Origin of the sequence: Bacillus sp. FSL K6-1106, from assembly GCF_038005245.1 — a bacterium.
Classification (GTDB): domain Bacteria; phylum Bacillota; class Bacilli; order Bacillales; family Bacillaceae; genus Bacillus; species Bacillus altitudinis.
In genome coordinates, this window is sequence record NZ_JBBOSV010000001.1 from 162,129 (window position 1) to 181,837 (window position 19,709).

The window sequence follows — 19,709 nt, forward strand, 5'->3', positions numbered from 1 at the left end:
GAATGTTTTTATGAGAAAGAAAATCATCATCGGATCCATTTTGATTATTGTGATTGGTTTATTTATTGGATTTAACATTGCAAAAAACCAATCAAAACCTGTGTCTACGGCAGCATTTAAAACAGTTAAACTCACACCAAAAGAAATAACCTCTAAGGTGATGACGCCTGGAACACTTTCATTCTCGGAGGAGCAATTTATTTATACAGAAGAGGAGAAGGGAAGCCTGAATCATATCGCTGTGAAAGAAGGAGAAAAGGTGAAAGCTGGGACACCGCTCCTTACATATGAAAATAAGGAACTGGAGCTTGAAGAACAGCAGCAAGCACTTGCGGCTGAATCAAGTACACTAAAGCTTGAACAATTACAAAATAGACTCAATTCATTAGATGAAAATCAGGGAAAAAAGGCGGGCTCTGATTCGAAAAACGAGCGAGATCAGCTTGAACTCGAACTCAAAGCCGCTGAATTAGAGCAAAAACAAGCGGAGCTTAACCAAGAAAAAGTAAAGGCACAAATAGAAGATTTAACGATACATAGCAAAATTGAAGGAACAGTCATCTCCGTCGAGCAAGATGCTGGCGCAGGGAAGCTAGAAGAGAGACAGCCGGTAATCCATATTGGCAATGAGAAAAAAATGATTGTACGAGGCTTAATCAGTGAGTATGATGCTATGAAAGTCAAAAAGAAACAAAAAGTAAAGGTAACGTCTGATGTCATTCGCGGAAAGAGTTGGCAAGGAGTAGTGAAAAAAGTGGGCGCTGTGCCTGCCCAGTCAACAGCAGAAACAGCTGCTAGTGATCAAACCGTACAATATCCAGTCGAAATTGAAATAAAAGGGAAAAAGCCGGATGCAAAACCAGGCTTTAAAATGATCATGGAAATTGAAACGGACAAGCGTCAAGTGCTCACAATTCCTGAAACAGCCGTGAAAAAAGAGAAAGATGGTTCATACGTTTATGTTGTTGAAAAGAATGCACTGAAGAAAGTAAAAGTGACATTAGGTGAAACGTCAGGTCAAGATCTTGAAGTGACGAAAGGTTTAACAAAAGAAGATCAAATCATTGCAGAGCCATCAGATGATATGTATGACGGAATGGAAGTGAATGCTGAATGATTCAGCTTTCAAACGTGACAAAAAGCTACGAAGTCGCTGAGGAGACATTTGATGTATTAAGTGAAGTGGACCTCGTCATTGGTAAAGGCGAGTATATGTCCATTATGGGCCCGTCCGGCTCTGGAAAATCAACGTTAATGAATATCATTGGCTGTCTGGACCACCCGACCTCCGGACAGTACCTTTTTCAAGGTATGGAGCTGTCGGCAGCAAAGGATCAAGAACTGGCAGTGATTCGAAATCGATCCATTGGTTTTGTTTTTCAACAATTTTATTTACTGCCTAGATTAAATGCGAGGCGAAATGTTGAACTTCCGATGATTTACGCTGGTATCAGTCAAAAGGAAAGAAAAGAACGTGCGGAAATGGCACTTGAAAAGGTTGGTTTGGCAGATCGAATGAAGCATATGCCAAACGAGTTGTCAGGGGGTCAAAAGCAAAGAGTAGCCATCGCACGTGCGATTGTCAATGAGCCGGAGCTTATCTTGGCAGATGAACCAACAGGCGCTCTTGATTCAAAAACGAGCGGCTCGATTATGGAACAGTTTACAAAGCTCAATGAGGAAGGAACAACGGTTGTGCTCGTTACTCATGAAGAAGAAATAGCTGCGTATACAAACCGGATAGTCGTTGTAAGAGATGGACGCCTCGCTCAAGATAGATTGATACAAGGAGACGAATGAATGAAACTCTTTGAAAATATCAAAATAGCGCTGAATTCTGTCCTTGCTCATAAATTGCGGTCTATTTTAACGATGCTTGGCATTATTATTGGGGTTGGCTCGGTGATTGCAGTCGTTGCCATCGGTCAAGGCGGCGAGCAAATGCTGAAAGAATCAATTTCAGGGCCAAACAATACCATTGATATGACCTATACACCCTCTGATGAGGAGTTAAATGCGAATCCGAATGCGTTATTTGAAGCCACATTTACTGAAGAAGACATTCAAAGTGTTCAAGCATTGAATGGGGTTAAACAGGTTGCCTCCTCCACGGCACAAGGCATGCAATTAAGATTTCAAGATACAACAATAGATGCAACGGTCAATGGGATTAATGAAGGCTACACGAATGTACACTCATTACATATAGCAGAAGGACAGGACTTACGTGAAATCGATTTTAGGAGCGGAAGAAGGGCAGCTGTTATTTCAGAAGGGATACAAAAAGAATTGTTTAATGGAGAGAAGGCAGTAGGCGAGTTGATTTGGATGAATGGACAGCCGGTTGAGGTGATCGGAGTTTTAGCAAAACAGGAAGGGCTGTTTTCATTTGATATGAATGAAATATATGTCCCTTTTGCAATGCTGACAACTGCATTTGGTGTGAAAGAATATGATAAGTTGTCTATTCAAGTCGCACATGCTGATCAAATGAAAGAAGTAGGAAAGAGTGCGGCTGCACGATTAAATGAAAATCACCATACAGACGATGCTTACGAAATGATCAATCTGGAAGAGATTGCAGCAGGCATTGGTCAGATTACGTCTGTCATGACAACAATCATTGGCTCAATTGCTGGTATCTCATTACTTGTCGGCGGCATTGGTGTCATGAATATTATGCTCGTATCAGTCACAGAAAGAACAAGAGAAATCGGAATTCGAAAGGCACTTGGGGCAACTAGGGCTCAAATACTCGTTCAGTTTTTAATTGAGTCTGTCGTCCTTACACTGATCGGTGGGTTACTTGGAATCGCGCTTGGCTTAGGAGGTGCTTCACTTGTGTCACTGTTTGCAGGGTGGCCTTCTCTTGTATCGTGGCAGATCGTATGTGGAGGCGTCCTATTTAGTATGCTCATTGGTATTATTTTTGGACTGATTCCTGCCAATAAAGCAGCGAGGCTCGATCCTATTGAATCACTTAGATATGAATAATCCTAAAATTAACGTTCAAGGTGCTGACAAGAAGGTAGAACGAGATATGTTGCCTGCTGTTCCGCACCTGAAGCCTTTATGCAAAACGCATAAAGGCTTTTTTTCGTTCAATTGAATGAAATGAAAAATGATAGAAATGCTAATATCATGACTTTCTTCTCAATGTCACATATTTTTCAGTTTACAAATGGTACATATAAAGGTAAGATGACCATTGTGAAAGATTTTGATAGTTATTGAATGTATTTGATTGTTTTGTATTGATAATGTTGAAAAAAGCGATTACAATAAAGGTGCGCGCAAAATGAATACGTTTTCAAAAGGGGGTGTTTTCAATGCTAACACCAGAAAGACATCAACTCATTATCGACTATTTAGAAGAAAACGATGTCATCAAAATACAGGACTTAACGATTATGACGGATGCGTCTGAATCTACAATTAGAAGAGATTTGTCAGCCCTCGAAGAAAAAGGCTTTCTTAAAAGAGTTCACGGAGGAGCTGCTAAAATATCTAGTATTCGTCTTGAGCCAGATGTGTTTGAGAAATCTGCCAAAAACCTTCATGAAAAGTCATTGATTGCAGAGGCAGCTGCATCACTTTTAAAACAAGGCGATTGTATTTACTTAGATGCTGGTACGACAACACAGCAAATGATTGACTTTATCGATCCAGATCAAGATATCGTGGTGGTGACAAATGGTGTCATGCACATTGAAGCACTCATGAGAAAAGGCATTTCTTTTTACTTGATAGGCGGATCAGTGAAACATCGAACAGGAGCCATGGTGGGAGCCGCAGCTTTGACAGCTATGGAAAATTACCGTTTTGACAAAAGCTTTGTTGGGACGAACGGCATTCATCCCGAGGCAGGGTTTACAACACCTGATCCAGAAGAAGCGCTCATTAAAAAAAGAGCCATGAAGCAGGCGAAAAAAACCTACATCTTAACAGATGCCTCAAAGTTTGGCGAAATATCGTTTTCAACCTTTGCTAGTTTACAGGAAGCCACCATTATCACAAACGACGCAAAAGAGGATTCATTCGATAATTACCATGAAAAAACGGTTATAAAGGTAGTGAAAACATGATTTATACAGTTACTTTAAACCCATCAGTTGATTACATCGTACACGTGGAGGATTTTGCGGTCGGCGGTTTAAATCGTTCAACCTATGACAAAAAATATCCAGGTGGTAAAGGAATCAATGTCTCAAGGCTTTTAAAACGGCACGGTGTTGAATCAAAAGCACTTGGATTCATTGGCGGTTTTACAGGCAAATATATTCAAGACTTTTTACAAAACGAACAATTACAAACAGCCTTTCATGAGGTGTCAGAAGATACACGTATCAATGTGAAACTAAAAACAGGCGAAGAAACGGAAATCAACGGGCTCGGTCCAAGTATTACTGAAGCACAGTTCGATTCGTTTTTATCCCAATTCACGTCATTAACAGAAGGCGATGTCGTTGTATTAGCAGGAAGCATTCCTTCTTCACTGCCTCATAACACATATGAGCGCATTGCTGAAGTATGTGCGAAGCAAGGGGTAAGAGTAGTACTTGATATTTCTGGAGAAGCCTTAAAAAAAGCAGCAGATCTGAAACCATTCTTAATGAAACCAAACCATCATGAGTTAGGTGAAATGTTTGAAACCACTATTTCATCTGCAGAAGAAGCCATTCCTTATGGGAAAAAGCTGTTGGAACAAGGTGCTGAACATGTCATTGTGTCTATGGCTGGAGACGGCGCTCTCTTATTCAGTAAGGAAGGGATCTTTCAATCTAATGTTCCAAAAGGCAAGCTGATCAACTCAGTTGGTGCAGGGGATTCAGTCGTTGCAGGATTCTTAGCTGGCGTTTCTAAAGGCCTTTCCATAGAAGAATCATTTAAGCTTGGCGTCACATCAGGAAGTGCTACAGCATTTTCTGAGGAACTTGGAACAAAAGAGCTTGTCGATACATTATTGCCACAAGTAAAAGTCACACGCATTTAAAGGAGGAGTCATCATGAAAATTACAGAACTACTCACGAAGCATACGATTAAGCTTCAATTAGACAGCCAGCAAAAAGAAGCCGTTATTGAAGAACTGGTCACTGTATTAGATACAGCTGGTAAATTAAATGATAAAGAAGGCTACAAAGCAGCTGTTGTTAATCGTGAAAAACAAAGCTCTACGGGAATCGGAGAAGGAATTGCGATTCCTCATGCAAAAACAGCAAGTGTGAAAGAACCTGCTATTGCATTTGGTCGTTCAACAGCTGGTGTAGATTATGAATCATTAGACGGACAGCCAAGTCATCTTGTCTTTATGATTGCAGCAACTGAAGGCGCAAACAACACGCATTTAGAAGCACTTTCCCGTTTATCCACACTTCTCATGCGTGAAGAGATCCGAAAGCAGCTTCTTGAAGCGGCTACTGAAGATGAAATCATTGAAATTATCAATACACATGATAAAGACGATGAAGAAGAAGAGGAAGTCAAAGAGGAACCGGCTGCACCGGGAAAACCTGCTAAAATTTTAGCGGTGACAGCTTGTCCAACAGGCATCGCACATACATTTATGGCCGCAGATGCTTTGAAAGAAAAGGCAAAAGAAATGGGCGTTGACATTAAAGTTGAGACAAACGGCTCTAGTGGAATTAAACATGCCCTGACAGCAAAAGAAATTGAAGAAGCGCCAGCTATTATTGTGGCAGCTGATAAACAAGTGGAAATGGAACGCTTTAAAGGCAAACATGTCATTGAAGTACCTGTGACAGCTGGAATTCGCCGTCCGCAAGAATTGATCGAAAAAGCCATCAATCAAGATGCGCCGATTTATAAAGGTTCAGGCGGCAGTTCTTCAAAAGATGAAAATGAATCATCAGGCAAGGGAAGAAGTGGATTCTATAAGCACTTAATGAGCGGTGTAAGCAACATGCTTCCGTTTGTTGTTGGGGGCGGTATCCTCGTTGCGATTTCATTCTTCTGGGGAATTAACTCAGCTGACCCTAAAGACCCTTCTTTCAATTCATTTGCAGCTGTATTAAAAGGAATTGGCGGAGATAATGCACTTGCCTTAATCGTTGCTGTATTAGCTGGATTTATCGCAATGAGTATTGCAGACCGTCCAGGTTTCGCACCAGGTATGGTTGGCGGATTCATGGCCTCTGCAGCAGGAGCTGGATTCTTAGGCGGATTGATTGCTGGTTTCCTTGCTGGTTACATTGTGGTGCTACTCAAAAAAGTATTCACTTTTGTACCACAGTCGCTCGATGGTATTAAACCAGTTCTGCTCTATCCATTGTTCGGTATTTTCTTTACAGGGATTATCATGCATTACATCGTCAACACACCTGTTAAAATGGTCATGGACGGATTAACACACTGGCTTGAATCACTTGGTACTGGAAACCTTGTATTAATGGGGATTATTTTAGCTGGTATGATGGCCATTGATATGGGTGGTCCGATTAACAAAGCGGCCTACACATTTGGTCTTGCGATGATTGCTGCTGGCAACTATGCACCGCATGCGGCGATTATGGCAGGTGGAATGGTGCCGCCTCTAGGAATTGCGCTAGCGACAACGATCTTTAGAAACAAATTCTCTAAACGTGACCGTGAAGCAGGTATTACATGTTACTTCATGGGAGCTGCGTTCATTACGGAAGGGGCGATCCCGTTTGCAGCGGCAGATCCTCTGCGCGTCATTCCTTCAGCTGTGATTGGTGCAGCAGTTGCAGGTGGATTAACAGAATTCTTTAGAGTGACGCTTCCTGCACCGCACGGCGGACTATTCGTTTTCTGGGTAACGAACCATCCAGTTCTTTACATCATCAGCATCTTAATCGGTGCCATTGTTACAGCGCTACTTCTCGGAATTCTAAAAAAACCAGTCCGACAAGAAGCTTAATTTGAAAAGAAGCATCGTGAAGAGCGGTGCTTCTTTTTGTTTAATCATCAGCAAATTAGGAAAAAATATCTAATTGAATGGTTGTCTTGTGAATTTTTAAATAACATGTGATAAAGTAAAGTTATTCAATTCGCGTTTCAAGTCTTTTAGCAGAAAGTCTTAGGAGGAAGCAGTATTTTGAACGAAGAAAACAAACAAAACGAAAATGACATTCAATCTGATGGGAAACAAGCCAAAAAAGAGAAGAAAAGTTCTCTGTTTGAATGGATCAAAGCCATTTTAATTGCACTTGCCCTCGTCCTCATCATCCGTACGTTTATTTTTGAGCCGTATGTGGTGGAAGGAGAGTCAATGGAACCAACCCTTCATGATGGAGAAAAGCTGTTTGTTAACAAAACCATCAACTATCTCGGTGGAGTCAAACGTGGTGACATCGTGATTATTAATGGAAAAGACGGTCAGAAAATTCATTATGTCAAACGATTGATCGGCCTTCCAGGCGACACGATTGAAATGAAGGATGATACGCTTTACATTAATGGTAAAAAAGTAGATGAGCCTTATTTAAAAGAGAACAAGGCGCATGCCAAAGAGTATGAGGTACATTTAACAGGAGATTTTGGTCCAGTGAAAGTACCGAAAAACGATTACTTTGTTATGGGTGACAACAGACTGAATTCTATGGACAGTCGAAATGGACTCGGACTCATTGAAAAGGATCGGATTGTCGGCACATCAGAATTTGTTTTCTTCCCATTTGGCGATATTCGACAAACACAATAAATACACCTTTCTCAATGCGTAAGAAAGGTGCTTGAATGGACGACCCTTCATGTAGGGTCGTTTTTAATTTGGTGTGAGCATCGTGACAATGATGACAATGGCCAAAACAGAAGCGAAAACGGACCCAGTAATCGCCAAAACAGAACGGAATAATCCAATTTTCACATTGTCTTTTCCGCGCTTTTGTAAAAAGCGTTTTGAAAAGATATGGACCAGTGTGTAAATGAGGACAAGGCCAATATAAAGGCCAAAGTCTCTTGCATTAAAGCCAGTCGCCGATAAATAAATGCCCATAAAGAAAATCAATAAACAGTATTCCATGAGTGTGAGTAATCTCAAATCGCCCGAACTCCTTCAATAAAAACATTCCCACTTATTATACCATATTGGACAAAAAGCCTTTGTTCTTAGCGAGAGACGTTTCTATCAATCGTTATTCATGTTATACTTCATATTGATGAATGAGTGATGGAGGATTAATAAATGATTGCAGTGAATAATGTTAGTTTGCGATTTGCTGATCGTAAATTATTTGAAGAAGTAAATATTAAGTTCACTCCTGGCAACTGCTACGGACTAATTGGTGCCAATGGAGCTGGTAAATCAACGTTCTTAAAGATTCTTTCTGGAGAAATTGAAGCTCAAACGGGCGATGTTCATATGAGTCCTGGTGAACGTTTAGCGATTTTAAAACAGAACCACTTTGAATACGAAGAGTTTGAAGTGTTAAAAGTCGTCATCATGGGTCACAAACGTCTATATGATGTGATGCAGGAAAAAGATGCGATTTATATGAAACCTGATTTCTCAGATGAAGACGGGATTCGTGCAGCAGAGCTTGAAGGTGAGTTTGCTGAGTTAAACGGATGGGAAGCGGAAAGTGAAGCTGCGATCCTATTAAAAGGTCTTGGCATTCCAGAGAGCTTGCAATCGAAGAAAATGTCTGAGCTTGGCGGATCTGAAAAGGTTAAAGTATTGTTAGCACAAGCTCTATTCGGTAAACCTGACGTTCTCCTTCTCGATGAGCCAACGAACCACTTGGACTTACAAGCGATCCAGTGGCTGGAAGAGTTCCTCATTAACTTTGAGAATACCGTCATCGTCGTATCGCATGACCGTCATTTCTTAAACAAAGTATGTACGCATATTGCAGACCTTGACTTTGGAAAAATTCAAGTGTATGTCGGAAACTATGATTTCTGGTATGAATCAAGCCAGCTGGCATTAAAACTCAGCCAGGATGCCAACAAGAAAAAAGAAGAACAGATTAAGCAGCTTCAAGAATTCGTTGCTCGGTTCAGTGCGAACGCATCTAAATCGAAGCAAGCGACATCAAGAAAAAAATTGCTTGATAAGATTTCGCTAGATGACATTAAACCATCTTCTCGTAAATATCCTTATGTTCATTTTGCGCCAGAGCGTGAAATCGGAAATGATGTCCTTCAAGTAGAAGGTCTATCAAAAACGATTGACGGTGTAAAAGTACTGGATAACGTCAGCTTTATTATGAATCGTGAGGATAAAATTGCGTTCTTAAGCCGTAATGAGCTTGCTGTCTCTACTTTATTTAAAATCCTTGCTGGTGAAATGGAGCCAGACAGCGGGACGTTTAAATGGGGCGTGACAACATCTCAAGCCTTTTTCCCTAAAGACAACAGCGAATATTTTGAAGGAAGCGATTTAGATCTTGTTGATTGGCTTCGTCAATATTCTCCTAATGATCAAAGTGAAAGCTTCCTGCGTGGTTTCTTAGGCCGTATGCTTTTCTCTGGGGAAGAAGTGAAGAAAAAAGCAAGCGTCTTATCAGGTGGAGAAAAGGTTCGTTGTATGTTATCAAAAATGATGCTGTCTGGAGCGAATATTTTGCTGTTAGACGAGCCGACGAACCATTTAGACCTAGAGTCCATCACAGCGCTGAATAACGGTCTAATGAGCTTTAAAGGGGCTATGCTCTTCTCATCTCATGACCATCAGTTTGTTGAAACAGTTGCAAACCGTATTATCGAAGTGACGCCAAATGGCATCGTTGATAAACAAACAACTTATGATGAGTTCTTATCAGATCAAGAGATTCAAAAAAGACTACAAGAACTGTATGCATAAACATAAAGAAAAGACATCCACATGAGGATGTCTTTTTTCTTTAAAAAGCCCAATTTCCATTACGGAAAATCGGTTCGCGTTTACCATCTTTTGTGATTCCATCAATATTCATTTCCTTTGAACCAATCATGAAATCGACGTGTGTAATACTGCTGTTCACACCAGCTGCGTCTAATTCCTCTCGTTTCATCTCTTTACCGCCTTCGATATTAAATGCGTAACCGCTGCCGATGGCAAGGTGATTGGATGCATTTTCATCGTAAAGTGTATTGTAATAGAGGATATTTGAGTTAGAAATTGGTGAATCATCTGGTACAAGGGCAACCTCACCTAGATAATGTGAGCCTTCATCTGTTTCAACGAGAGAGGTTAAAATGTCTTCGCCCTCTTTTGCTTTCACATCTACAATACGCCCATTTTCAAAGGTTAACGTAAATTCATCAATAATGTTTCCTGCATAACTAAGTGGCTTAGTGCTAGAGACAGTCCCGTTTACACCATCTTTTTTAGGTACGGTAAAGACCTCTTCTGTTGGCATATTGGCCATGAATGATACGCCGCGTTCACTTACGCTGCCAGCACCTACCCAAATATGCTGCTCTGGAAGTTCAATCGTTAAATCTGTACCTGGTGCTTCATAGTGCAGCTTGTGGTAGTGACGTTCATTTAATACTTTTACTTTTTCATTTAGTGATTCATCGTGCTTTTTCCACGCTTCAACAGGATCTGGCTGATCAGCGCGGGCGACTTTAAAGATTTGGTCCCATAATAATGCAACAGCTTCTTCATCTGCATGCTCAGGGAAAATCTTTTTCGCCCAATCTTTTGATGCAGCACCGACGACTGTCCATGCAACTTTGTCAGATTGAACGTATTGACGATATGTATGAAGTGCTGAACCTGCAGCTTTTTGCTGTGAAGCAATTTTTTTCGAGTCAATGCCACTTAGAAGATCAGGGCTTTCTGACAAGATCGTAATAAAAGCACCGCCACGTTTTGCGATGGTTTCCATCATCTGTGCTTCCCATTCTGGAAATTGCTCAAACACATCTTGTGGGGCATGTTCATATTTTAAACGGGTCAGAACACCATCACTCCAGCGGATATGTACGTTTTTCGCTCCGCGCTCATATGCGTGTTTTGCCACAAGGCGGACAAGGTCTACAGATTCAGTGAACGCAGATACGACCACTTCTTGACCACTTTGAACATTTACACCTACTTCAACGATGGTTTTTGCATATTGATCTAGTTGTTTTTCGAATGAACTCATAAAAAACCCTCCTTTAGTCATGTTCATCATATCAGATTTAAGACCGAAAAGGAAAATGGGGAGCCGTCCCGAAGCAAAATAAAAAAGCCGCTTTCGTGCGGCTTTTTTAGCGGTTCAGTTGTTTCACAGGCTGTGCATTAGAAGGGGGCATATGTGAAAACGACAGGCTCATTCCTCCTAAAATAATACCGGTTAAAATGACTGTGACAACGACCCGTTTACCTAAATCAAGCAACATGTTCTTCCTCCTTCACGTTTATCCATTCATCACGATATGATCGAAATGATGAAAAAAGAAGTAGAATATGAAGATTATTTTAATGTTTTTTGCAATTTGTCGATTACTTCTAATGAACGACCCGTTCCAATTGCGACAGATTCAAGAGGATTTGCTGCGATATGAACTGGGACGACAATTTCTTGAGAGAGCCATTCTTGAATACCGTTTAATAGTGCACCACCGCCAGTTAGAATGACGCCGCGATCTACGATATCACCACTCAGTTCTGGAGGGCTGTCTTCTAATGTAGCCCGAATCGCCTCTAAAATATGAAGAAGTGATTCTCGCATAGCACCTTGAATTTCTGTTGATTCAAGTGTAATTGTTTTTGGAAGACCTGTGACAAGGTCGCGTCCACGAACTTCTAATGACTCAGGTTCGTGTTCAATGAGTCCATAACCAATTTCCATTTTTACCTGCTCAGCTGTCCGTTCACCGATCAGTAAATTGTATTTCTTTCTCACAAAAGTAATGATATCTTCATCCAGTTGATCTCCGCCAATTCGGATCGAGTGGCAAGAGACAACTCCGCCAAATGAAATGATCGCTACCTCTGTTGTGCCTCCGCCAATGTCTACAACGACGTTGGCAACAGGCTCGTCCACCGGGAGATCAGCACCGATTGCAGCTGCGACGGGTTCTTCAATTAAATGCACATGCTTTGCCCCGCAATTTTTGACAGCATCGCTGATCGCGCGGCGTTCGACCGCTGTTGAACCTGATGGTGTACAAACAACCACAGTCGGCTTTCTAAAGGTAAACCCAATATTTTTTCCTGCTTTTTTCATAATTTGTTTGAGTAAATCGGTTGTCATATCATAATCAGCGATGACACCATCTTTCATCGGACGGATCGCTACAATTTTTCCAGGTGTTTTCCCAATCATCTCTTTTGCTTCTGACCCCACTGCAAGGACAGTTTTTGTTTCCGTATCTACTGCCACAACGGATGGTTCATTGAGAATAATTCCTTTATTTTTACTGTAAACCAATATGTTAGCTGTTCCTAAATCAATTCCAATTTCGGCATTTTGAAACATGTTTTCACCCAATCTCTATTTTTGCTGTTTTAAACAATTTTACATTTAAAAGTTCAGAGGGTTGAGGTCATTTGTGGGGGTTTGTGATCACCTTGAAATGAATCTGTAAAATTCAAGTCTCATTTTGACAATCACAATAAATTTTCCCTTTGGTTTTTCGATTTTGAAAAAAATTTTTATGCAGGAGAAACCTTTTAAGAATCTCTTACGTCTACGATATATCAATTGGTGAAAAACAGATTGATCTTGAGCTAATGAAAGAAAGAGGGAACGAAATTGAAATCTATCGGAGTTGTAAGAAAAGTAGATGAACTAGGGCGTATAGTGATGCCAATCGAATTGAGAAGAGCACTTGATATCGCTATTAAAGACAGTATGGAATTTTTTATAGATGGAGATAAAATCGTCTTGAAAAAATATCAGCCAGAGGGCGTCTGCCTGATGACTGGTGAGATTACATCTGAGAACCACGAGTATGGAAATGGTCAAATTACATTAAGCGCTGAAGGCGCAGAACTACTGCTAAAAGAGCTTCAAGAAGCCCTTCAGCAGTAAATAAAAATAGCCTGTTCTCTCCCATTGTGCTGAGAGCAGGCTATTTTTTCTAAAAAAGTTCCTTAAAAATGCCGCATCTCCCTCAAAAAATAAGTGGAAAATGGTACAATTGACAAAGAATCTCAGGGCGGCAGGTGGAATTATTTGAACAAAACATATCAAGTACGGATCCTGTTATCCGTTCTTGCATTTATATTAATTTTGAGCTGGGATTTCTTTTATTATCTTAGCGGCTATCACATTAATTGGCCGCTCGATCTAGCCTTTACAGTCGTTGTTTTGGCCGGTATTTGGACCATCTCAGGCTATGTGGACCGGTTGAATTTGCTTGTATCAGATTTAAATAAACGAGAAAAAGAAGCACACGAATTGACAGAGCGGCTGAATCGAATAACAGATAACTTGCAAGAAATCGTTTTTGAAACCAATGAAAAAGGTGAAATCATTTTTTTAAATCAAGCATGGAAACAAATGACGGGTTACGACATAGAGGAGTGTCTAGGTACGATGTACAATCAGTACTTTGATCAAGAAGAGCATGTCGTTCAGCATTTGTTGTCTGTGATCAAAGAGCATAAGGATGAGGGGCGGGTGGAGCTGCAGCTTCTCCATAAAGAAGGAAAAAAGGTATGGGGAGATGTGCATTATAAGCTTTATTTCGATGAACAGCACCAGTTTACTGGAGGTATTGGAACGGTTGCAGATATCACGAAACAAAAGCAGGCAAAGCTTGAACTTGAAAGATCAAATCAGCAACTGCAAATGCAGGCACAAAAGCTGGCTGTTGCAGGACAAATAGCTGCTGGCATTGCCCATGAAGTCAGAAATCCGCTCACCTCAGTCAATGGATTTTTGCAGCTGATGAAAACGCAATATCCTGAAAGAACCGATTATTTTGATATCATCTTTTCTGAAATTAAACGCATTGATTTTGTTTTAAGTGAACTGCTTGTCTTAGCAAAACCTCAATCGGTTCAATTTCAAGAAGTACAGCTCCATGATTTGCTAGAGCAGGTGATTACCTTATTAAAGACAAATGCCGTTCTTTCAAATATTGATCTCAAACAGCCATTTAAAAAGCAGGATGCTGGCACGATATTAGCAGACGCCAATCAAATGAAGCAGCTGTTCATTAACTTAATCAAAAATGCGATCGAGGCGATGCCTGAAGGCGGCAGTATATACATATCAACAGAAAAAGTGATGAATGAATGGAAAATCACGATTCAAGATGAAGGAAAAGGAATGTCCGAAGAGGACATTCTGAAAATATATGATCCTTTCTTTTCGACTAAAAAAGAAGGTACAGGACTTGGTTTAACGATCTGTGCGACGATCTTAAAAGATCACCATGGAAGAATGGATGTAAAGAGCGAGCTCAGCAAAGGGACGGCTTTTGATATTTACTTACCTGTGTATCAAAAAAGCAGATAGTAGCAAGGTGAGAGGATGTGATGTGTGATGACGAAGGAGACAAAGACGTTATTTGTGTATGGGACACTTTTAAAGCACGAAAAGTATCACGAGACATTGATGAAAGAAAGCAGTCCATTAGCAGCATCTGCTTGGATAAAAGGGAGACTGTACGATACAGGTGAGGGTTACCCTGTGTGTGTTGTCTCGGAACAAAGCACAGTATATGGAGAATTGTATGAGGTCAGTGATGAAACGCTGCATAAGATAGATGAGCTAGAGGAAGGGTATGACCAGCAGGAAATAGAGGTTATGACAGACCAGGGGCCAAGGTCAGCCGTTGCTTATACAATATGTAAGCAGAAGGCATCGAGTCTAAAGGAGATTGAAAGCGGCTGCTGGAAGTCATATCAACTATGGGAGCGCAAACCGTCTTCCTTCTATTATTTTGCCTATGGGTCCTGTATGGATGATGCAAGGTTTAAGCTTGCGAAAGTGGAACATTATTTCAAACAAATCATCGGCGGCGGCACACTTGATCGTTTTACCACAAGGTTTACATTGGTGCGCCCTGATGGATCAAGAGCAGATATGGTAGAAGACGGCGGAGAAACAGAGGGTGTTCTATATGAAGTACCTTTTGATGCCATTCGTTATTTGTACAAACGAGAAGGTGTAAATGAAGGAACTTATCGTCCAGCATTTGTCGATGTCACAGTAGGTGATCAAGTGTATGAGGACTGCTTAACGTTTCTCGTTTTAAAAAAGAGCGAAGAAATTGCGCCTCCTGGTCATTATCGCAGTGAAATCGAAAAAGGAGCAGACCTTTACTTAAGTGAAGCGTTTCGTAAAAAAATACGGTCGCATATGGATTCATTAATGAAACCGTAGTAAAATGCATGGTAAGTGATATAAAAGGAGTCTGAACATGAAAAAGGAATATGCAGTCATTGGTCTTGGACGCTTCGGCGGAAGTATCTGCAAGGCGCTAAGCGAAGAAGGACTTGAAGTCATGGCCATGGATATGAATGAAGATCGTGTGAACGAATATGCTAAAATTGCATCACATGCCGTGATTGGTGATTCGACGGACGAATCTGTCCTAAAAAACCTAGGCATCCGCAATTTTGATCATGTGATCGTGGCGATAGGTGAAAACATTCAGGCGAGTATTTTAACAACGATTATGCTGAAAGAACTTGGTGTCAAAATGGTCACAGTGAAAGCTCAAAATGACTACCATGAAAAGGTTTTGAATAAAATTGGTGCGGACCGTATTGTCCATCCTGAACGAGACATGGGCAGACGGATTGCACATAAAATTATTTCTAACAACGTGCTTGATTATTTAGAGCTGTCAGATGAGTACAGCCTCATTGAAATCGTAGCCAACAGCAGACTTGCTGGGCACTCTTTGTTAGATCTCGACATTCGTGCAAGGTACGGGATCAATATCGTGGCAATTAAACGCGGGAAAGAAGTGATCGTTTCACCGCTCGCAGATGAAATGATTCAAAAAGAAGATATCCTCATTGTCATTGGGGCAGTGGCAGATATCGGGCGCTTTGAAAAACGGGAAATGCAGAACGACTATTAAACACTCCGAGAAGGGGTGTTTTTTTGCTTTAGAAGTGTACATATGGGGCGGACATTGCGGGAGAGAACAAAGTGGAAAAGAGCCGTTTACTTTCTAAAAGAACAGCAAAATAGAACATGGTTATTTTTCAGCCAATTATCACTATTCAGAAATAAAAATCAATCTTTTGATATGGTTGATTTTCTCTAAATGTCATTGACTGGGCAAACAGATTCGTTTACGATAAGAAACATTATATTGTTTACTCGGAGGAGGCAGTGTCGTTGGATAAGGAGCTTTTCAGACATCAAATTGAGGTAGCTGCAAAGAGAAAAAAAGCAGCCCTAGTGATTAAACATGCGAAGGTTATGGACGTGTTTAACCAGGAATGGATAGACGCTGATGTCGCTGTTGAAAATGGAAAAATAGTAGGAATTGGGGAGTATGAAGGAGAACAGGAGCTGGATGCAACAGGTCAAATGCTTGTTCCCGGTTTCATTGACGGCCACGTTCATATCGAATCCTCGATGGTGACTCCTGCTGAATTTTCCAAAGCTGTCGTTCCTCACGGTGTGACAACTGTTGTAACAGACCCGCATGAAATTGCCAATGTATCCGGTGTTGCAGGTATCCGTTTTATGCTCGAAGAAGCGAGAAAAGCTGCTCTAAATATATATTTCATGCTGCCATCCTGTGTACCGGCAGTCAGCTTTGAACGATCAGGTGCTACACTAAAAGCAAAAGATTTAAAGCCTCTTTATCAGGAGAAAGAAGTGCTTGGTCTTGCCGAAGTGATGGATTATGTCGCAGTGGAACAAGCGGAAGAAGATATGCTTCAAAAACTGCTTGATGCTCAACATGAACATAAACTCATTGATGGCCATCTAGCAGGATTAACGGCCCGATTAATTAATGTGTACCGAACAGCTAATGTCCAAACGGATCATGAGGTGACAACAGCTCAAGAGGCCCTTGAACGTGTCAAAAGAGGCATGTATGTCATGCTGAGAGAAGGCTCTGTTGCTAAAAACGTGAAAAACGTATTACCTGCTGTCAATGAGAAGAATGCGAGACGCTTTTTCTTTTGTACGGATGATAAACATTTAGATGATTTAATGGCTCAAGGAAGTATTGATGAACAAGTACGGATGTCGATACAAGAAGGATTGGACCCCTTTTTAGCATATCAAATGGGAAGTTTAAACGCAGCGGAGTGCTTCGGTCTCAAAACAAAGGGAGCGATTGCACCAGGCTTTGACGCGGACTTTATGCTCATTTCTGACTTACATGAGGTAGGAATTACAAGCGTCTTTATTGCAGGAGAATTGGTCTCTGAACATGGAGAATATTTGCCAAGTGTCGACAAGATCACGCCAAGTTCTTCGCTCATGCAATCGGTACATGCAGTGGACGTTCAAGAGAAAGATCTAACGCTGTCTATAACAGATCATCAAAAGATGAATGTCATTCGCATTATACCGAATCAGCTTGAAACGAAATTAGAACAAATATCTCCTTCTGGAAGCGATGGACAATTTACGAGTGATATTGATCGAGATGTATTAAAAATAGTACTTGTCGAACGCCATAAAGGTCTATCTGAAATTGGGATAGGGGTTGTCAGCGGTTTCGGTTTAAAAGAGGGGGCGATTGCAACAACAGTTGCCCATGACTCGCATAACTTAATTGCCGTTGGAACAAATGATGCTGATATGATCAAAGCCATTGAGACGTTAAAAGAAGCAGGGGGCGGTTTGACCGTTGTAAAAGACGGAGAAGTTCTTCATACGCTTCCATTACCGATTTCCGGTTTATTATCAGATCAACCTGCACATACGGTCAATGAAAGCCTTCATGCACTTCATGATGCTTTAAAGGAAACAGGCTTTGTCTTAGACTTTAATCCGTTTTTGACATTATCCTTCTTAGCACTGCCAGTCATTCCTGATGTGAAAATGACAACACAAGGATTGTTTGATGTGAGAAGTTTTCAGCATCTCCCGATTCAATCGTAAAACAATGACTGAACCCGCACGTATCGTACAGATATGCGGGTTTTTTTATTACGCATAAAAAAGAGACACAGCCAATTGGCTGTGTCTCCTTGTACGTCATTACACTTCCATAATAATCGGTAAGATCATTGGGCGGCGTCTTGTTTTTTCATAAAGGAAAGGAGCAAGAGTGTCAGTAATCTCGTTCTTAATTTCTGACCATTGAGTCGTCTTACGTTCCATTACTTTTTCAAGATGCTTTGAAATGAGATCTTGCGCGTCATTAATGAGGTCTCCAGATTCTCTCATGTAGACAAAACCTCTTGAGATTAAATCAGGACCTGCAGAAATTTTGAATTCTTTCATATCCATGCTGACAACAACAATGACAAGACCTTCTTCTGAAAGAATGCGGCGGTCTCTTAACACGATGTTGCCGATATCACCAATACCGCTACCGTCGATATACACGTTGCCTGATGGAATTTTGCCAGCGACACTTGCTTCGTCACCTTTCAGTGCAAGAACTTCACCGTTATCCATGATAAAGCAGTTTTCCTCAGGGATTCCGCAATCATTTGCAAGTTTAATATGCGTTTTTTGCATGCGGTACTCACCGTGAATCGGCATGAAGAATTTTGGTTTAATTAAACGGAGCATCAGCTTTTGTTCTTCCTGCCCGCCGTGTCCAGAGGTATGAATATTATTGAGTGAGCCATGAATGACTTCAGCACCAGCACGATAAAGCTGGTTAATGGTACGGCTTACGCTAATATTGTTACCTGGGATCGGTGAAGACGAGAAGACAACAGTGTCTCCAGGGTTAATTGAAATCTGGCGGTGCGTACCGTTGGCAATACGAGAAAGAGCGGCCATCGGTTCGCCCTGACTACCAGTACAAAGAATGGTTACTTTGTTTGCTGGAAGGCGGTTGATTTCATTGTGTTCAATGAACGTGTTTTTTGGACATTTGATATATCCGAGCTCTTGTCCAATATCAATGGCAGACTCCATGCTACGCCCAAACACAGCGACTTTTCGGCCGTTGGCAACAGCTGACTCGATGACTTGCTGAAGTCTGTGAATGTTAGATGCAAATGTAGCAAAGATAATACGTCCATCTACTTTTCTGAAGATGTCATCAATGCTTTCACCTACACGTCTTTCGGACATCGTAAATTCTGGAATTTCACTATTTGTACTGTCAGATAGAAGACAAAGAACGCCTTCTTTCCCGATCTCAGCCATTTTCGTTAAATTGGCAGGCTCGCCAACAGGAGTAAAGTCAAACTTGAAATCTCCTGTATGTACGATGTTACCAGGAGGTGTCTTCACGACAATTCCATAAGAATCTGGGATACTGTGCGTCGTTCTAAAGAAAGACACAGCTGTTTTTCTAAATTTGATCGTATCTTCTTCTTCAAAGATGTGAAGTTTGGTCTGTCTTAATAGACCATGCTCTTCCAATTTGTTACGAAGTAGGCCGATTGCGAGTTTGCCTCCGTAAACTGGAATATTCACTTGCTTGAGAAGATAAGGGATACCGCCGATGTGGTCTTCATGTCCATGAGTAATAAAAAGACCTTTGATTTTATCTTCGTTTTTAACTAAATACGTATAGTCAGGGATGACGTAATCAATTCCAAGAAGTTCATCTTCAGGGAACTTAATACCAGCATCAATCAAAATGATTTCATCTTGAAATTGAACGCCATACGTGTTTTTACCGATCTCGCCTAATCCGCCGAGTGCAAAAACTGCCGCCTGATCGTTTTTTACAAATTTCATTCCTC

18 protein-coding genes are annotated in these 19,709 nt (G+C 41.0%); 13 read left to right on the plus strand and 5 right to left on the minus strand.

The window, feature by feature from the left end; all coding sequences use genetic code 11:
• Nucleotides 1–10: 10 nt before the first annotated feature.
• The 7 genes from MHI20_RS00885 (at nt 11) to lepB (ending at nt 7,682) form a co-directional block, all read left to right on the plus strand.
• A complete protein-coding gene (locus MHI20_RS00885; RefSeq protein ID WP_340936310.1) occupies nt 11–1,117 on the plus strand; it encodes an efflux RND transporter periplasmic adaptor subunit in 1,107 nt (368 codons plus the stop codon).
• On the plus strand, nt 1,114–1,800 hold the full coding sequence (locus MHI20_RS00890) for an ABC transporter ATP-binding protein (protein ID WP_061418958.1): 687 nt from the start codon (nt 1,114–1,116) through the stop codon (nt 1,798–1,800). Before MHI20_RS00885 ends, MHI20_RS00890 begins: the two co-directional genes overlap by 4 nt.
• Nucleotides 1,801–2,994: an ABC transporter permease gene (locus MHI20_RS00895; RefSeq protein WP_024719554.1), complete on the plus strand. Its 1,194-nt coding sequence runs from the start codon at nt 1,801–1,803 to the stop codon at nt 2,992–2,994.
• Nucleotides 2,995–3,329: 335 nt separating this feature from the next.
• Nucleotides 3,330–4,085, plus strand: a complete 756-nt coding sequence (locus MHI20_RS00900; RefSeq protein ID WP_008345143.1) for a DeoR/GlpR family DNA-binding transcription regulator — start codon at nt 3,330–3,332, stop codon at nt 4,083–4,085.
• The gene (pfkB, locus tag MHI20_RS00905; protein WP_100324945.1) at nt 4,082–4,993 is read left to right on the plus strand and encodes a 1-phosphofructokinase; all 912 of its coding nucleotides are present in this window, start codon (nt 4,082–4,084) and stop codon (nt 4,991–4,993) included. Before MHI20_RS00900 ends, pfkB begins: the two co-directional genes overlap by 4 nt.
• 13 nt (nt 4,994–5,006) lie before the next feature.
• Nucleotides 5,007–6,899: a PTS fructose transporter subunit IIABC gene (locus tag MHI20_RS00910; protein WP_008345139.1), complete on the plus strand. Its 1,893-nt coding sequence runs from the start codon at nt 5,007–5,009 to the stop codon at nt 6,897–6,899.
• 210 nt (nt 6,900–7,109) lie between these two features.
• Entirely contained in the window at nt 7,110–7,682 is a 573-nt protein-coding gene (gene lepB, locus MHI20_RS00915; protein WP_034647709.1) for a signal peptidase I, read from the plus strand.
• Nucleotides 7,683–7,745: 63 nt separating this feature from the next.
• Here the strand turns inward: lepB and MHI20_RS00920 are convergent, their stop codons facing one another.
• Nucleotides 7,746–8,021 (minus strand): hypothetical protein, encoded by a 276-nt coding sequence (locus MHI20_RS00920; protein ID WP_008345136.1) that lies wholly within the window; start codon nt 8,019–8,021, stop codon nt 7,746–7,748.
• Between the two features lie 144 nt (nt 8,022–8,165).
• Here MHI20_RS00920 and MHI20_RS00925 point away from each other — a divergent pair, with 144 nt between their 5' ends.
• Nucleotides 8,166–9,785: an ABC-F family ATP-binding cassette domain-containing protein gene (locus MHI20_RS00925; protein ID WP_007498620.1), complete on the plus strand. Its 1,620-nt coding sequence runs from the start codon at nt 8,166–8,168 to the stop codon at nt 9,783–9,785.
• Nucleotides 9,786–9,825: 40 nt separating this feature from the next.
• Here the strand turns inward: MHI20_RS00925 and MHI20_RS00930 are convergent, their stop codons facing one another.
• The 3 genes from MHI20_RS00930 to mreBH all read right to left on the minus strand — a co-directional run bounded on the left by MHI20_RS00930 (nt 9,826) and on the right by mreBH (nt 12,378).
• Nucleotides 9,826–11,058: an aminopeptidase gene (locus tag MHI20_RS00930; RefSeq protein WP_008345134.1), complete on the minus strand. Its 1,233-nt coding sequence runs from the start codon at nt 11,056–11,058 to the stop codon at nt 9,826–9,828.
• A 106-nt stretch (nt 11,059–11,164) separates the two neighbouring features.
• Complete coding sequence (locus tag MHI20_RS00935) at nt 11,165–11,296, minus strand: protein YkpC (protein WP_003210922.1); 132 nt, start codon at nt 11,294–11,296, stop codon at nt 11,165–11,167.
• Between the two features lie 74 nt (nt 11,297–11,370).
• Nucleotides 11,371–12,378: a rod-share determining protein MreBH gene (gene mreBH, locus MHI20_RS00940; RefSeq protein WP_017359401.1), complete on the minus strand. Its 1,008-nt coding sequence runs from the start codon at nt 12,376–12,378 to the stop codon at nt 11,371–11,373.
• A 276-nt stretch (nt 12,379–12,654) separates the two neighbouring features.
• Between mreBH and MHI20_RS00945 the strand changes: the two genes are divergently transcribed.
• The 5 genes from MHI20_RS00945 (at nt 12,655) to ade (ending at nt 17,937) form a co-directional block, all read left to right on the plus strand.
• Nucleotides 12,655–12,933: an AbrB/MazE/SpoVT family DNA-binding domain-containing protein gene (locus MHI20_RS00945; protein ID WP_017359400.1), complete on the plus strand. Its 279-nt coding sequence runs from the start codon at nt 12,655–12,657 to the stop codon at nt 12,931–12,933.
• 144 nt (nt 12,934–13,077) lie between these two features.
• Nucleotides 13,078–14,367: an ATP-binding protein gene (locus MHI20_RS00950; protein WP_110487262.1), complete on the plus strand. Its 1,290-nt coding sequence runs from the start codon at nt 13,078–13,080 to the stop codon at nt 14,365–14,367.
• A 27-nt stretch (nt 14,368–14,394) separates the two neighbouring features.
• A complete protein-coding gene (locus tag MHI20_RS00955) occupies nt 14,395–15,237 on the plus strand; it encodes a gamma-glutamylcyclotransferase (RefSeq protein ID WP_045034222.1) in 843 nt (280 codons plus the stop codon).
• Nucleotides 15,238–15,274: 37 nt separating this feature from the next.
• Entirely contained in the window at nt 15,275–15,943 is a 669-nt protein-coding gene (locus MHI20_RS00960; protein WP_008345123.1) for a potassium channel family protein, read from the plus strand.
• 263 nt (nt 15,944–16,206) lie between these two features.
• Entirely contained in the window at nt 16,207–17,937 is a 1,731-nt protein-coding gene (gene ade / locus MHI20_RS00965) for an adenine deaminase (RefSeq protein ID WP_041507360.1), read from the plus strand.
• Between the two features lie 99 nt (nt 17,938–18,036).
• Here ade and rnjA read toward each other — a convergent pair whose 3' ends face one another.
• Nucleotides 18,037–19,704, minus strand: a complete 1,668-nt coding sequence (gene rnjA, locus MHI20_RS00970) for a ribonuclease J1 (RefSeq protein WP_008345116.1) — start codon at nt 19,702–19,704, stop codon at nt 18,037–18,039.
• Between the last annotated feature and the right edge of the window lie 5 nt (nt 19,705–19,709).

Coding starts and splice junctions, on each gene's coding strand:
- MHI20_RS00885 (WP_340936310.1), top strand. CDS start 11: ATGAGAAAGAAAATCATCATCGGATCCATTTTGATTATTGTGATTGGT.
- MHI20_RS00890 (WP_061418958.1), top strand. CDS start 1,114: ATGATTCAGCTTTCAAACGTGACAAAAAGCTACGAAGTCGCTGAGGAG.
- MHI20_RS00895 (WP_024719554.1), top strand. CDS start 1,801: ATGAAACTCTTTGAAAATATCAAAATAGCGCTGAATTCTGTCCTTGCT.
- MHI20_RS00900 (WP_008345143.1), top strand. CDS start 3,330: ATGCTAACACCAGAAAGACATCAACTCATTATCGACTATTTAGAAGAA.
- pfkB (WP_100324945.1), top strand. CDS start 4,082: ATGATTTATACAGTTACTTTAAACCCATCAGTTGATTACATCGTACAC.
- MHI20_RS00910 (WP_008345139.1), top strand. CDS start 5,007: ATGAAAATTACAGAACTACTCACGAAGCATACGATTAAGCTTCAATTA.
- MHI20_RS00925 (WP_007498620.1), top strand. CDS start 8,166: ATGATTGCAGTGAATAATGTTAGTTTGCGATTTGCTGATCGTAAATTA.
- MHI20_RS00930 (WP_008345134.1), bottom strand. CDS start 11,058: ATGAGTTCATTCGAAAAACAACTAGATCAATATGCAAAAACCATCGTT.
- MHI20_RS00935 (WP_003210922.1), bottom strand. CDS start 11,296: ATGTTGCTTGATTTAGGTAAACGGGTCGTTGTCACAGTCATTTTAACC.
- mreBH (WP_017359401.1), bottom strand. CDS start 12,378: ATGTTTCAAAATGCCGAAATTGGAATTGATTTAGGAACAGCTAACATA.
- MHI20_RS00955 (WP_045034222.1), top strand. CDS start 14,395: ATGACGAAGGAGACAAAGACGTTATTTGTGTATGGGACACTTTTAAAG.
- MHI20_RS00960 (WP_008345123.1), top strand. CDS start 15,275: ATGAAAAAGGAATATGCAGTCATTGGTCTTGGACGCTTCGGCGGAAGT.
- rnjA (WP_008345116.1), bottom strand. CDS start 19,704: ATGAAATTTGTAAAAAACGATCAGGCGGCAGTTTTTGCACTCGGCGGA.